Here is a 13,607-nt window from a genome sequence, read left to right as displayed (position 1 = left end):
CTCGGCGTCGGACCGCTGAGCTCCAGCACCCGCGCCACTCCGGACACACCCGCCGCCGACGCGGGACGGCCACGGCGGGCTTCAAGATGCGACTACCTGGCCGGCATCACGGGTTGTCCGACCGGTACACGCCCCAGTAGTGGATGCGCTTCTCGCTGCTTCCGGTCAGCGCGTAGAACTGGATCCGATACGTCCCGGACTGCTGATACGCCCAGTCGCGGGTGAGGTAGCCGCGGGTGGTGCTGCACCAGATGCGCTCGGTGCCGGACTGCACGACCCAGTTGCTACCGATGCGCTTCTGCAGCCGGACGATGAACGACCCCTCCGAGGTCGCGCACGACCGCTGCAGGTGGATCTTGATGTAGCCGCTCCGGGAGTTGCTGAACGCCGGACTGTGCACGCTCTTCTCGAACCTGTACGTCACGCCGTCGTTCGTCGCCAGGTACACCGACGCTGCCGCCGCCGGCCCTGCGTTGCCGGCCAACAACCCCAGCGTGAGCGCCGGGATCATGAGCAACGACCTCAGTAGGTTCTTCACTATGCCGATCTCCGTCGTTTGTGCTCGGCCGGCCGTGTCTCGGCCAACCCGCGTGGAAGCATAGGGCCGAGGATGTGGTGCACCGGTGGGAGAACAGGCCCACCGACCAGATCAGAGGACGATGGCTGGAGTGAGCGATACCGCTGAGAACATGTGGGCACTGTGGCGTGAGTGCCTCGATGTCGTCATCGCCAGCGCGCGTACTCGAGTCGCCGCAGAAGGACTGGAACTTCTCGTGGAAGTCGATCCCACGGAGGAGCCGAGTCCCGCTGCTGTCTGGAGCTGGCACCTGACCTGCGTCGCCGGCGACGTCGAGGTTGACGTGATCGCTTCGCGGGATCTGGCGGCGTTCGCGATCGAGGACGACAGCGGCCGGTTCGAGATCGAGGCCGACTCGGTCACGTTCGCCGAGGTGCTGGCTCGGCGGCTGCTGCGGTGAAGGGTTGGGTGTTTCGGTAGTCCTTTGTGGACTGAGCCGGGCCGGTGAGCGCTTTCACCGTTGCGAAAGCCCGGTGAAAGCGCCGCCGGGATTCTTGTCCTGTCGTCGGCCGAGGGGGCCGAAGGACATGGACGACTCGGAGGTTGTACGAGATGGTCAAGAAGATGGCACTCACGCTCGGCGCCCTTGCGCTCGCCTTCGGCGGTTCCGCGTTGGTCGCGCCGGCGGCGCAGGCGGACAGCAGCGCCAAGACCGGTGCCGGTGCCAGGGCGACCTTCACCTCGAGCGGTGAGGTTTTCCGGCTGTACGACGAGAAGTGCGACGCCTACACCGTGTACCTCGTGTACAAGCTTCGCGGCGGCTCCGAGCAGCGGATCGAGTTCAGCGGCGGCTGCAACAAGAGCGGCAAATACGACAAGAACTTCTCCGAAGGCTCCAAGGTCGAGTACAAGGCCTGCGTGAACGTCAACAACGCTCCCGACAAGTGCTCGGCGTGGTCGACCGACTTCGCCTGATGTGACGAGCCGGTTCGGTTGACCGGTGGGCAGGGACCGCGGACGGTCCACCAGGGTGACACTCCTGGTGGACCGTCCGTCGTGCTGATGTCCTCGGCCGTCCCGGTGTCGGCGGTGTTTTGCGATGTCCGGTGAACGCCTGACAGTCCTGGTTCGCCCGGGAGGCTGGAATGGACTCACCGAAGGGGGAGAGGCAATGGAGTTCCGGGTGTTGGGAGAGGTGGAGGTCCGGCACGGCGGCCGGGTCGAGGTGCTGACCGGACGGCTGCGGCGGGTGCTGCTCGGTGTGCTGCTGGCTCGTGCCGGGCGGCCGGTGCCGGTGGACGTGCTGGCGGACGCGTTGTGGGGAGAGCAACGTGATTCGCGGGCGCCGCAGAAGTTGCAGGTGCAGGTGCATCGGTTGCGGGTGGCGCTGGGTGAGTCCGGCCGGGTGTCGTTCGGGGGTGCTGGTTACCGGTTGCGGGTCAGGCCGGAGGAGGTCGACGCCGAACGGTTCGAGGCGATGGTCAAGGCCGGTACGGCGATGGCGGGGCGGGAGCCGCAGCGGGCGATCGGGTTGCTGCGGTCGGCGATGACGTTGTGGCGTGGTGAACCGTTCGCGGACGTGGAGGTGCCGGCGCTGGCCGACTGGGGGCGTCGGCTGGCCGAGCACCGCCTTGCCGCGGTCGAGTCGCTGCACCAGGCGGAGCTGGCGTGTGGCTTGCACGAGGCCGTCATCGGTGAACTCTCCGGCCTGGTCAGGGAACATCCGTTGCGGGAACGGCTGCACGAGCTGCTGATGACCGCACTGCACCGCGCCGGTCGCCGGTCCGAGGCGCTCGACGTGTACCGCAGGGCGCACCACGCGCTGGTGTCCGAGTTGGGCCTGGAGCCGGGGCCGGTGTTGCGTGAGCTGCACCGGCGTGTGCTCGCCGGCGCTCTGCCCGATCAGGCGCCGCGAGCCGTCCTCGAACGTGCCGGGTGATGCCTCACGACGCGGCCTCGTTCAGCTCGGCCAGCGTGATGACGCCGTCGTCGAGCGCTCTGGTGATGAGTTCGCTCTTGGTGCTCGCGGCACGTCCTACGTTGGCGTACTTCACCCGGACTCTCGCGATGTAGGTGTCGACGGTCTTCGCGGTGATGTGGAGCTTCGCGGCGACGAGCTCCTTGGACGACGACGCGAACCACGCTCGCAGCACCTCGGCCTCACGCGGCGACAGGCGCGGCCGGTCCGGGGTGTCGTCGGCGGCGAGCGCGCCGGACAGCGATGGCGCGGTGTAGCCCCGGCCCTCGGCCGCGACCCTGACGGCGGGGACGAGGTGTTCGGGGCCTTCGCGCTTGGTCAGGTAGGACAGCGCGCCGAGGTCGATGCACTTGATCGCCGTGGCGTTGTCGGCGTGCTGGGAGTACACGACCACGCGCCGGCCGCTGTCGACGAGCCGGCGGAGCTCGCCGAAGTCGGGTTTGCCCGGCACGAGTTCCAGGTCGAAGATCACCACGTCGGCTTCGGCGCCCTGGCCGGTCCACACGCCGGCGAGGCGGTCGCCCGCGTCGATGAGACGGATCGGCGGATCGGCCTGCTCGCACCAGTACCGCACACCCGCCGCGATCGCCGCGTGGTCGTCCACGATCACCGCCGTGATCAACTCGGTTGCCACTGGGCCTCCATCCACACCGTTCCTCCGTTGCCGAAGACCTCGATCCGCACGTCCGGCGACGCCGGTGACGCCACCGCGGGCTCGGCGCAGTCCGCGACCACGCTGACCGTCACCGCGTCGACGCTGCCGACCACGGTGACCCGCGCCCACGAGCCCGCCGTCGCGAGTGCGGTGAGCGCGGCGTCGGTCAGGTCCCGCCGGACGGCCACGGGCGGCGTCGGCCACTGGCCGCGTGCGTCGAGCTCGACCTCGACTCCCTTGCGGTCCGCGATCTCCGCGCAGTGTCGCAGCTCGTGCAGCAGCGGGTTCGCGACCGTGTCCGTTTCCGCGAACAGCCGGCGCATCCGGGACGCCTCGATGGCGCACCGGCGTTGCACCGCCGGGTCCGACGGCGCGAGCGACCCGTCCGCGAGGCCGGTCAGCAGCGGGACCGCCGTGTCGCTCAGCTCGGTGAACCGCTGGATGCGCCGGCGGTGGGCGGCGGACGCGGCGGCTTCCGCGGTGCGGGCCAGTTCCAGCTCGCGGGCGGCCCTCGCCGCCTCGGCGGCGATCCCGCCCAGCACCGCCGCCACCACGGCCATGAGCAGCGGCAGGCCGAACACCGTGACCGAGCCGGTGGTGAACCGCACCAGCGCCGCCCGGTCCACCTCGTGGAACACCAGCAGGTTCGCCAGCGCGAGCAGCTCGTGCGTGACCAGGAACGCCAGGAAAGTCCGCAAAGGACGGTCGAGCAGCACCACGGCGCCGGCCCAGTTCGCCGCTCCGAACAACCAGTCCACAGTGGTCGACGTCATGCCGTCCGGCAGGGTCGAGTAGGACAGCGCGGACGCGGCGAGCACCACGGCGATGGCGACCCTGCGCCCGTTCCGCCAGGGTCGCCGCCGTGCGACCAGCACCGCCTCGGCGGCGAGAACGGCCGTCAGCGCGGCGAAGGCGGTGAACTGGGCCAGCGGGAAGTCGTGGAACTCCAGGCCGTGCACCAGGTTGATCAGACCGAGCACGTCCACCGTCAGCACGGCGAGGATCAGCGTGGCGATCCGCAGCCCCCGCTGCAGTTGTGCCCTGGTGCCGTCGTCACTCATCCGGCCTCCACTCGAGCCGCACCACCGTGCCCGCGCCCTCGGCCGAGATGACCGTGGCCTTGCCGCCGACCCGTTCCATCCGGCCGTGCACGGACTCGCGAAGCCCGCGCCGGGACGTAGACGCGCTGTCGGTGACGGCGAATCCCCTGCCGTCGTCGGAGATCTCGACGCGCACCGCGTCCTGGCCGCCGCGCAGCCGGACCAGCGCCCGGTCCGTCCCGGCGTGCCGGCGCACGTTGTTGAGGGCTTCCCCGGCCGCGCCGGTGATCGCGCCGGCCACGTCGAACGGCAGCGGCAACGTCTCCGGCGCGTCGAGCTCGACGATCAGGTGGCCGGCGGCGAGGCCGCCGCGCAGCAGGTCGACGAGATCGGCCTGTTCCGATTTCCGCTCGCCGCTGGAGGAAAGCAACCGGGCCAGGTCGCGCCGGGCCTGCGGAGCCAGCCAGCTCGCACCCGCCGGGACCTGACCGGTGCCGACCATCAGCAAGGTGGTGGCCGCGGTGTCGTGCAACGAGTTCGCGAGCTCACGCTCCTCGGCCCGCACGGCCGCGATCACCGCGGACTCGCGGCGGGCCCGTTCGGCCTCGGCCGCCACGCGGTCGGCGCGTTCGGCCGAGCGGGTGACCACGGTCCAGGCCGCCCTGGACATGATCGCCATCACCGGCACCCACAACAGCGACGACGTCGGGCCCTGCCCGGCCAGCGCGAGGATGACGAGCATCGAACCACCGGTGGCCAGTGCCGCCACGACGCCGGTCACCGGTGCGGTGTGCCACTGCCAGGTCACGCACGCGAACGTGACGAGCAGCCGAAGCCACGCGGTGTTGCCGTCCTCCACCGCGCCGGTCCAGAAGACGCTCAGGCACAAACCGAGCAACACGGCCATGTCCACGGCGACGGGTACGGTGGTCTTCCTTCGCAGCCATCCCTGCGCGCACGTCCAGACCACGGCGACGGCGACCGTCAGCGCGGTGGCCGTGATCTTGCTCGCGGAGGACTCCAGCAGGGCGACCGCCGCGATGGGCGGCAGGGTCGCCACGCGCACAGTGACGGCGTAACGGCGGCCGAAACCGTTCAACAGCCGCACGGCTTCGTCTGCCACCCGTCCCCCAGGCCGAGACTGGAACAAATCTCGCTCGTGACGTTACCGGTTCAGAACGCCCAAGTTGACGGGAAACGGCCGATTCCCGGTTTCCAGGCTGCGGGCGGACTCACGGTTTGCGCAGCATCACCAGCCGGCCCAGGGGAGTGGCGATGATGTCGGCCTCCTGGAAGCCGGCCGCCCGACCCTCGTCCGCTAGTTCTTCGGCGGACCGGCCGAACGCGGTTCGCTGCTGCTCGAAGAACAGCCGGTCGAGCGCGGTCCGGGTCGTTGGCTCCTCCCGCGGCGGGAACAGCTCCTGCACGAGGAGCAGGCCGCCCGGCCGCAACGCGCGGAGGATCACGGCGAGCGTGTCCGCGCGCGTCTCGACCGGGAAGAACTCGTGCGCCCAGAAGGAAACCTCGAACTTCTCCACGTCGGTCAAGGTCCGCGCGTCGACGGCCCGGATCTCCGCCCGGCCGGCGACCTCGGCCTCCTCGGCCCGCTTTCCGAGCTCGGCGGCGACCTCCGGCACGATCTCCACCCCGACCGCGCGCAGTTTGTCGAACAGGGTCAAGGTCGTCAGCAGCACGCCGCCGATCCCACTGCCCACGTCGAGCAGCGGGCCGCCGCGGTCGAGCCGGTCGCGGTAGCCGGGCAACGACTGGTAGAGGATCTGGTACAGCTGCCGCGATCCGGGTGTCGCCCGCACTCCCCAGTCGCGCGCCAGCCGCAGCCCCTGTGCACCGTTGGGGGCATCCGGTTCCGGCCGTACCGCCTGGGCAGCCCGTTCCCGCGCCAGTTCCACGGCGTCCAGGGTGGTGGACAGATCGACGCCGGAGGCTCCGGCGACCAGGGCGTCGAAGGCCGGGGTGAGCTGGAAGGGGTTCGTTCCCTCCACCACGCCGGCCGCGGCGAGCACGAGGAGGACGTTCTCGGCCTGATCGACCGGGACCCGCGTGGCGGCCGCGAGTTGTGCCGCGGTGGTCTCTGCGCGGAGCTGGTCCAGCCAGCCCGCGCGCTGGGCCGCCCGGACGAGTTCGAGGACTTCCAGCCCCTCGGCCCAGCCCTTCACCGTGGCCCGGGCCGCCAGCGCGGCCTGCAGTCCCTCCATTCCCTGGTCGTGCTCGTTCGGCATCGTCACGCCGTTAACTGCCTTTCGCTCTGCAGGTCGATCATCGAGGGGAGGTGGAGCAGGTGGGAACGGGGGCCGTGCACCTGCTGATCGCCGGTGGGAACGCGGCCCCCAGTTCGGGGTTCAGCCGGCGATCCAGCTTCCGTGGAAGCCGAGCGGCACGCGGGCGGGCAGGTGCACCGTGGCGATGGGATCGCCGGTGAAGTCCTGCGCGGAAAGGATCACCAGGTCGGCCGCTCCCCGCTCGGGGTTGTTGACGTAGGAGAGCACGTAGCCGTCGTCCTCCGCCTCGCCGGCGGCGATGAAGACCGGCTCGCCCACGAACGACTCGCGCCCCATCCGCCGCGTCTCGTGCGTACCGCGCTCCAGGTCGTGCTTGATCAGAGTGTTGTCGAACGCCTCGTCGGGCATGTCCTCCGGCTCCTCGCTGGGGTGGAAGACCTCGTCCATGTCGAGGGTGGCGGCGGTGTAGCCGTAGCGGTACGGCAGGCCGGTGCGGCGCTCGTCGATGCGCGGGAACTCCTGCGGCCGGTCGTCCAGCCGGGTGTCCGTCACGCGGCCGGTGCGCACGTTGATGCGCCAGCGGTCGAGCGTGGGCGCGCCGCCGCGGGTCAGCTGGGCGTCCACGAACCGCTTGGGGTAGCGCACGACGTCCACGACCACCTCGTCGCCGTCGTCGTAGGCGTTGAGCGTGTGGAACACCCAGCTCGGCTCCACCTCGAACCAGCGCACGTCGCCGGTCTTGCGGGACAGGAGGCCGAGCCGCGGGGTGTGTGCCTCGTTCCACGCGTACGGCAGCTGCACGCCCCTCTGGGCGTGCGGCAGGCTGATCGTCACCGGCAGGTCGTAGATCACCACGTACCGCTCGGTGAGCGCGAAGTCGTGCACCATCGGCCCGTCGGGGACCGGGATCTTCGTGACCTGCTTCACCACACCCGTGGGATCCATGACGATGTGCTGGTGGTGGTCCCAGCCGAAGAAGTTCGCCACCGCGTGCAGATCGCCGGTCTTGGGGTCGAAGTGGGCGTGGCCGGTGAACCCGCCGGACAGTCCGCCGTCGAAGTCGCACGAGCCGATCGTCTCGAGCTCGTAGCTCAGCTCGTACGGCAGCGCTCCCCCTTCCTGCGTCGCGAACGTGCGCCCGGCCAGCCCGATCACATGGGTGTTGGGGGCGAAGTCCATGCCGGAGTGCACCGGCCCTGGTCGTGGTTCCTCGCCGAGCCGCCGCGCGACGTCGGCGCTGCGCACCCACCTGTTGCGATACCACTCGGCGCGGCCGTCGCGCAGCCGCAGGCCGTGCACCATGCCCTCGCCGATGAGCAGGTGGCTGGCGCGCGGATCGTCGAGGCTGAGCGGGTTGGGGCCGTTGCGCAGGAAGCGGCCGTTCAGCTCGGCCGGGATGCGGCCGGTGACCTCCAGGTCGAAGGCCGTGATCTCCTCGGTCGCGGGGGTGAAGCCGCCGATGAACGGAGTGGTGGTGGTGCTCATGTGGATTCCCTCTCGCCTGTCTCTTGTCGTGGTGCGGCCGGCAGCGGCCGTCGTGTCGTGGTCAGGAACGGCGTGAGCACCGAGTCGCGGAGCAGCCGGTAGCGCGCGGACGCGTCGGCCTCCTCGAAATAGCTCATGATCTCCAGGCTCACGGCGCCGTGGACGGCCATCCACAGCACGTCCGCGATCTCCGGCGCCTTGCCCCCGGCCAGCTCTCCCGCCTCCAGGCACTGCGCCACGCCCGCCACGAGCAGCTCGAACGTGTGCTTGACCGCCCGGATCGCCTGCTCTCCCGGCCGGAAGCCCGGCAGGGCTCCCAGGAACATGACGCGGTAGTAGTCGGGCTCGGCCAGCGCGTACTCGTGGTAAGCGTCCAGCGCGGCCACCACCCACTCGAGCGGGCCGGTGTCGCGCGGCACCGCCGTCAGCCGCTGTTCGAGCCGGGCGAAGCCCTCGATCCAGAGGGCCTCGCTGAGGCCGTCCTTGCCGCCGAAGAGCGTGTAGATGACCTTCGTGGAGCAGCCGACGTCGGACGAGATCCGCCGGACGGTCAGCGCCGCCGGCCCTTCGCTGACGAGCAGGTTCTTGGCCGCGTCGAGGATGGCCGCCCTGACAACGCTCTGCCCTTCGAGCTGGGCCTGCTGGTACGGAGTGCTCACGGTAACGTCGTTTCCTCTCGGTAACGCTGTTGCTGTCTTTTATAGGCTGCTCCGCCAGGTCCGTCAAACGACCGGGCAGGGGGTGGCTGGGGGCGTGGGGGGAGCGCACGGTGGTGGTGACCAGCGAAGATCGGCCGCCGGCGCGGATCTCACGGGTGGACCCGTCAAGAAAGGGCACAGAACACTGCCCGTGCGGCTTCTGTCGAATCGTTGGAGCAACCTTCCTCGCGACTCCTCGGGTGTCCCGAGCACAGAAGTGTTGTCCACAAAGGAGAGAAATGCGGCCTCGGCTCACCCACCCGGTCGGCGCTCTTGGCGTGGCCAGTCGGCCGGCTGAACCAGGCCGGTCGGCAGACGCGCGTTGCCGTGGACCGGACCCACACTGACCGACGTGACTCTCACTCCAGCAGTTGTTCCTTACCACCGTCTCGGTCGTGGTGCCGGAAACCGTTGGTGGCGCCCGATCCTCGAAGCGGCGATGATCTTCTTGGCGTCCGTGGGCTGTCTTCTGCTCGCGTTCGCGGCGGTCGTGCTCGCCGGTGCCGCTTTCGGCGTGCGGCTGACTGACGAGAGCATGAGCGATCCATGGTGGGACACGGTCCTGAGCGTCGTGACCGTCGCCGCTCTGCTGCCCGCTGTGCTGCTGGGTGTGTTGTGGGCGCGGGGGCGGCGGCCCGGCACCGTCAGCAGTGTCGTGGGGCGCGTGCGCTGGCGCTGGCTGGCGGAGTGCGTCGGGTGGGCCGCCCTCGCCATGGCCCCGCTGCTGGTCGTCGGCATCGCGACAGGGGAGCTCGCCGGATCGGTCGCGCCGTGGACGACGCTGCTGCCCGTGATGCTTGCCCTGGTGCTCGCCGTTCCTTTGCAGGCGGCCGCGGAAGAGTACCTGTGCCGTGGCTGGCTGGTGCAGGCGATCTCGTCGTGGACCCGCGCCTGGTGGCCGGCCGCGGTGATCGGCACCGTCGGGTTCGTCCTGCTGCACGACTACACCGATCCGCTCGTCATCGCCGACCTGGCCGTGTTCAGCATCGCGATGTGCTGGCTCACCGTACGAACGGGAGGCCTTGAGGCGGCCGTGGCGCTGCACGCGATGAACAACACCGTCGCGTTCCTCATCCTTGCGGTGCAGGGAAAGCCTGGGTTGGATCAAAGCGGTGACTACGGCGTGTGGGAGGTCCTGCCGGGCATCGTCGTGACGCTCGCCTACACGTGGTGGGTAGGCCGACGTGCTGGGGCCGCGCACTCCCGCCGGGCCGGCGCCACGCCTGAAACCGTTGCCGTATAGGCAAAGGAGCGAGAACCATCAACCAGAGCCGAGTTTGTGCAGCAAGGCGGCCAGCCGCTGCCGCTCGGAGGCGGACAACCGGGACAGCAACCGCTCCTCGACTCCAGGACCAGAGGCATGGCCGCGTGCAGGGCGGCGGTCCCGTCCTCGGTCAGCTCCAGCCGCTGGCGCCGGCGATCCTGGAGGTCGCCGCTGCGGGTGACCAGGCCGCGCTCCTCCAGCCGGCGCAGCATCGCGGCCAAAGTGGACTTGTCGATGGCGGCCCGTTCACCCGCCGTGACCTGGTCGACGCCCGGATCCCTGGCGATCACGTTCAGAATCGCGAACTGGGGCTTGGTCAGCTCCGGCACGCGAGCCTGCCACGCCGCCGCGTGATCCTGCAGAACGCGCCGCATGAAGTGGAAAACGGCCTCCCGGGGAAGATCGACGCCATCACCAGGGCTGCGAGTCACCCGCCCAGATTACCGGCGCACCCCGGCGGCCACGACTGAACGGCCGGGCGGGGTGCCGAACCAGCCGAAGGATCAGACGGTGGTGAAGACGTCGTCATAGTGAAGGCGGGGCAGTCGCGGATAGCCGGGCGAACCCTGGACCGGCACGCCCACGTTGACCACGGCCACCGCCTGAAGCTTGCCGCCGGGGAAGAAGTCCGCGTCCAGGGCCTGGTGGTCGAACCTGGTCACGGGCGCCGCCGCGAGTCCAGCCGCGCGAACGCCGATGATGAAGTAGGCGAGCTGGATGTGGGCGTTCATGACCGCGGACGCGATGCGGACCTCCGGCTCGGCCTCGGCGTAGATCTGCTCGGCCTCGGGGAGCACCGGGAAGGTCTCGGAGAACCTGAGGTGGAAGTCCAGGTCGGCAGCCAGAATCACCGACAACGGGGCTGCCTGGGTCTCGAACTTGTTGTTGTGGTCCACCACGTGCTCGACCAGGCGCCCGCGTGCCGTGTCCGACCGGACGAGGACGGCGCGCAACGGCTGTTGGTTCATCGCGGTCGGGCCGTGCTTGATCAGGTCGTAGACGGCACGCACGCGGGCGTCCGGCACCGGCACGTCCTGGAAGTCCGTGACGGTGCGGGCTTCGCGAAAGAGCATGTCCTGCGCGTCCTTGGCGAGCACCAGCTCAGCCGAATCTGGATGTGTCACTTTTACTCCTGAGGTACTGCCTCGAATCAGAGGGAGATCTCCACGGCTGAAGGGAAGCCGGGACGGAACCCACGCAGCTGGTGACGACGTGCAGGAGGGTGTTGCCACGATCCGCGGGCAACACCCACTGCTCGTCCCACGACGTCCCGGGCGGGTGCTACGCCCGTGACGCGGCCGGGTAGGTGGTGTAGGTGAAACCGGGAAGCTCGACGAGTTCGGGCCGGTTTCCGTTGGCGCTCAACTGGTCGACCACGAACTGCATGCCGGCGGTCGCGATCTGTGCGCCGGGATCCTCCATGACGTAGCGGAGCCGGGACACGATGGCCCGCTTGTCCTGGACCGACCGGACGATCGGCATGGAGTTGACCACCTGGGTGTCGTCGTCGACCACGGGTGACTGGTCGATCCTCTTCTCGAAGGCCGGGTAGTCCGGCCACATGAGACGGCTCATCTCGACCGAAGACAGGCAGGCGTACCAGAACTTGCGGTACTGACCCTCGGCCCGGGCGCAGAACTCGGTGTCGCCGAACTGGTCGGGCCCGATGGTCGGGGCGGTCGGGGCGATGATCACCCTGGCCGGGTCGAGCTTGCGGCCCGACGCCTCGTAGAGCAGCGAGCACAGGTTGTTGCTCTGCCAGGTCAGGCCGGCGCTCGGGCGCCCGGCACCACCGGCGACGATCACCATCAGCTGGTCCCAGTCGATGGACTGCTCGTGCAGCCACTTCAGGCTCCGGTGGGCGGAGTCCAGTGCGGAGAGGGCGAAGGTGGCCGCCATCATGTCGTTGAACGACACGGGTACCGCGTCCGGCCCGTCGCCTTCGAGCAGGTTCGCGCGCATGTACTCGAAGTCCAGCAGCTTCGGGTTCTCGATCGCGCGTTCCAGGTAGTCCGCCGTCGTCGCACAGGTGTAGTCGACGAGATCGGTGATCTTCTCCTCGTGCCCCCGCCACGCGGCGACCGCGACCTCGTCACGCCAGTACGAGACGCTGTTGAAGTCCTGGACGACGCGGCACTGCGCGATGAGCTCCCTGGCGGCGCTCTTGCAGCTGACGTCGCCGAGCTCGCGCAGCCGGGCCAGGTAGGGGATCGCGAGACCGAGGTGCGAGACCGCGGTGATCTCGAAGAAACCCCTGGTGCCCTTGCGGAAGTCGACCGACGTGGGCGGGCGGCCGCCGCCGGGGAACAGCACCAGGTCGGTGCCCGTCGCCACCATCAGCGGCGAGTCGGAGTGGGCCTCGCCCAGTCGCCGCTGCAGGTTCTGGCCGATGCTGTCCGGGGCTGAGGTGAACAGCTCGAACAGCCGCATGAAGTGCGCGTTGGGTTGGTATCGCATCGAAGTTTCTCCGTGTCGGTTCGGGTCGGGCGCTGCCGGTTCGGGTCAGGCGTTGTCGAGTGAGAGCTCGTAGACGACGCTGTCCTGACGGAACCGCACGTCCGGGGTGAGGCTGTTGGCGACGACCAGGAAGCTCCTGCCGTCGGCCTGGAAGAAGCTCGCGTCGGTGCCGCCGAAGGTGGGGAACTCCTCGATCACCTCGAACTTGCCGCCGTCCCACCTGTAGAGCTGCGACATCAGATCGGTTTTGGGAGTGGGGGGCATTCCCTGCACGAAACAGACCCGGACGAGGAACAGATCGTCGCCACGGCGGAAGAGTTCGAACTCGCGGCCACCGACGCCACCGAGTGACTGGTGGGTGTCGAAGAGCTCACCGTTCCACCGGTAGAGCGTCGACTCGCCGCCGATGCTCGCGAAGGCCAGCCACTCCTCGCCGTCCTGCGAAAAGTGCAGGAAACTCCGGCCGCCACGATCGGCGAACGTCTGGTAAGGAATGAAGGAGCTCCCGTCCCAGCGGTAGACGACACTGGGTGAAAGCTGGTCGGCATAGGCCAGGAACTGGTGGTCACCGACGCGGAAGGAGACCCAGTTGTACCCGAAGCGCCCGCCCAGGACCTGGAACTCCTGCCAGCGCCCGTCGATGCGTTCGAAGATGACCGAGCGCCCGTGACCCTTGGGTACCAGGGGGATGCCGGGGATCATCACCCCCTGGGCCAGGGCCAGGAACTCGCGGTCGTCGATCGAGAAGTGATGCCACTGTTTGGCGCCGAAAGTGGGCAGGGTCTCGTCGAGGACCCACTTCCCGCCCTCCTCGCGATAGATGAGTGACTCGATGTTGATTTCGTAGGGACCGCTTCCGGTTCCCATGCTGGCGAAAGCCAGGTAATTGCGCCCACCGCTGCGGAAGCTCAACGCGTCCTCGCCACCCGGGCAGGGCAGGCGGTCCACTTCGGCGAACTGCCCCCCTTCCCACCGGTAGAGCAGGGCGTCCACGTCGGTGTTCCCGCCGTTCATGTTCGGGGGCCGCCCCGGCACGTCCTCGGACAGCTGGGGGACGACGAGATTCAGCTTGCCGTCGAGCTGGAACAGGTGGGCCGCACGGGCGCCGGACGTGGCGAGACGTTGGTGGACCGACAGGATTTTCGCGTTCGGGTGGTTCAGGTCGGTGTTCGACATGGAGGCTCCTTAACTGCATTAAGGTGACTAAACCCAGCTTGACTTAACGTTGATAAGTTGTCAAGCGGAAGAAGAGATCGAATGATTATTTGGAAAA

15 protein-coding genes are annotated in these 13,607 nt (G+C 69.0%); 4 read left to right on the top strand and 11 right to left on the bottom strand.

The window, feature by feature from the left end; all coding sequences use genetic code 11:
* Positions 1–106: 106 nt before the first annotated feature.
* Positions 107–538, bottom strand: a complete 432-nt coding sequence (locus tag ACRSBM_RS34065; protein WP_434450023.1) for a hypothetical protein — start codon at positions 536–538, stop codon at positions 107–109.
* Positions 539–668: 130 nt separating this feature from the next.
* On the opposite strand from ACRSBM_RS34065, the gene ACRSBM_RS34060 reads away from it, so the two are divergent.
* From ACRSBM_RS34060 to ACRSBM_RS34050, 3 genes are all read left to right on the top strand, one after another.
* On the top strand, positions 669–977 hold the full coding sequence (locus ACRSBM_RS34060; protein WP_434450021.1) for a hypothetical protein: 309 nt from the start codon (positions 669–671) through the stop codon (positions 975–977).
* A gap of 152 nt (positions 978–1,129) precedes the next feature.
* Positions 1,130–1,492: a hypothetical protein gene (locus ACRSBM_RS34055; protein WP_434450019.1), complete on the top strand. Its 363-nt coding sequence runs from the start codon at positions 1,130–1,132 to the stop codon at positions 1,490–1,492.
* Positions 1,493–1,688: 196 nt separating this feature from the next.
* Positions 1,689–2,456: an AfsR/SARP family transcriptional regulator gene (locus ACRSBM_RS34050; RefSeq protein WP_434450017.1), complete on the top strand. Its 768-nt coding sequence runs from the start codon at positions 1,689–1,691 to the stop codon at positions 2,454–2,456.
* Positions 2,457–2,460: 4 nt separating this feature from the next.
* Here ACRSBM_RS34050 and ACRSBM_RS34045 read toward each other — a convergent pair whose 3' ends face one another.
* The 6 genes from ACRSBM_RS34045 to ACRSBM_RS34020 all read right to left on the bottom strand — a co-directional run bounded on the left by ACRSBM_RS34045 (position 2,461) and on the right by ACRSBM_RS34020 (position 8,574).
* On the bottom strand, positions 2,461–3,129 hold the full coding sequence (locus ACRSBM_RS34045; RefSeq protein WP_434450015.1) for a response regulator: 669 nt from the start codon (positions 3,127–3,129) through the stop codon (positions 2,461–2,463).
* Positions 3,114–4,211 (bottom strand): hypothetical protein, encoded by a 1,098-nt coding sequence (locus ACRSBM_RS34040; RefSeq protein WP_434450013.1) that lies wholly within the window; start codon positions 4,209–4,211, stop codon positions 3,114–3,116. Before ACRSBM_RS34040 ends, ACRSBM_RS34045 begins: the two co-directional genes overlap by 16 nt.
* Positions 4,204–5,313: a sensor histidine kinase gene (locus tag ACRSBM_RS34035; protein ID WP_434450012.1), complete on the bottom strand. Its 1,110-nt coding sequence runs from the start codon at positions 5,311–5,313 to the stop codon at positions 4,204–4,206. Before ACRSBM_RS34035 ends, ACRSBM_RS34040 begins: the two co-directional genes overlap by 8 nt.
* A 109-nt stretch (positions 5,314–5,422) precedes the next feature.
* Positions 5,423–6,430, bottom strand: coding sequence for an SAM-dependent methyltransferase (locus ACRSBM_RS34030; RefSeq protein WP_434453337.1), 1,008 nt, complete (start codon positions 6,428–6,430; stop codon positions 5,423–5,425).
* Positions 6,431–6,550: 120 nt separating this feature from the next.
* Positions 6,551–7,915: a carotenoid oxygenase family protein gene (locus ACRSBM_RS34025; RefSeq protein ID WP_434450010.1), complete on the bottom strand. Its 1,365-nt coding sequence runs from the start codon at positions 7,913–7,915 to the stop codon at positions 6,551–6,553.
* Positions 7,912–8,574 carry a TetR/AcrR family transcriptional regulator gene (locus tag ACRSBM_RS34020; RefSeq protein ID WP_434450008.1) on the bottom strand — a complete coding sequence of 221 codons (663 nt, stop codon included), beginning with the start codon at positions 8,572–8,574 and terminating at the stop codon, positions 7,912–7,914. The genes ACRSBM_RS34025 and ACRSBM_RS34020 overlap by 4 nt, the downstream gene beginning before the upstream one ends.
* Positions 8,575–9,052: 478 nt before the next feature.
* On the opposite strand from ACRSBM_RS34020, the gene ACRSBM_RS34015 reads away from it, so the two are divergent.
* On the top strand, positions 9,053–9,856 hold the full coding sequence (locus ACRSBM_RS34015; RefSeq protein WP_434450006.1) for a lysostaphin resistance A-like protein: 804 nt from the start codon (positions 9,053–9,055) through the stop codon (positions 9,854–9,856).
* Here ACRSBM_RS34015 and ACRSBM_RS34010 read toward each other — a convergent pair.
* The 4 genes from ACRSBM_RS34010 to ACRSBM_RS33995 all read right to left on the bottom strand — a co-directional run bounded on the left by ACRSBM_RS34010 (position 9,775) and on the right by ACRSBM_RS33995 (position 13,510).
* Positions 9,775–10,251, bottom strand: a complete 477-nt coding sequence (locus ACRSBM_RS34010; RefSeq protein WP_434453334.1) for a MarR family winged helix-turn-helix transcriptional regulator — start codon at positions 10,249–10,251, stop codon at positions 9,775–9,777. The genes ACRSBM_RS34015 and ACRSBM_RS34010 overlap by 82 nt on opposite strands.
* A 129-nt stretch (positions 10,252–10,380) precedes the next feature.
* The gene (locus ACRSBM_RS34005) at positions 10,381–11,001 is read right to left on the bottom strand and encodes a malonic semialdehyde reductase (RefSeq protein WP_434450004.1); all 621 of its coding nucleotides are present in this window, start codon (positions 10,999–11,001) and stop codon (positions 10,381–10,383) included.
* A gap of 157 nt (positions 11,002–11,158) precedes the next feature.
* Positions 11,159–12,334, bottom strand: a complete 1,176-nt coding sequence (locus tag ACRSBM_RS34000; protein WP_434450002.1) for a DUF5624 domain-containing protein — start codon at positions 12,332–12,334, stop codon at positions 11,159–11,161.
* Positions 12,335–12,379: 45 nt separating this feature from the next.
* Positions 12,380–13,510, bottom strand: a complete 1,131-nt coding sequence (locus ACRSBM_RS33995; RefSeq protein ID WP_434450000.1) for a hypothetical protein — start codon at positions 13,508–13,510, stop codon at positions 12,380–12,382.
* Positions 13,511–13,607: the final 97 nt, after the last annotated feature.

Source organism: Lentzea xerophila (genome assembly GCF_051094245.1).
Taxonomy (GTDB): domain Bacteria; phylum Actinomycetota; class Actinomycetes; order Mycobacteriales; family Pseudonocardiaceae; genus Lentzea; species Lentzea xerophila.
Note: the sequence above shows the minus strand (reverse complement) of the source record. Positions and strands in the feature narration are given on the sequence as shown.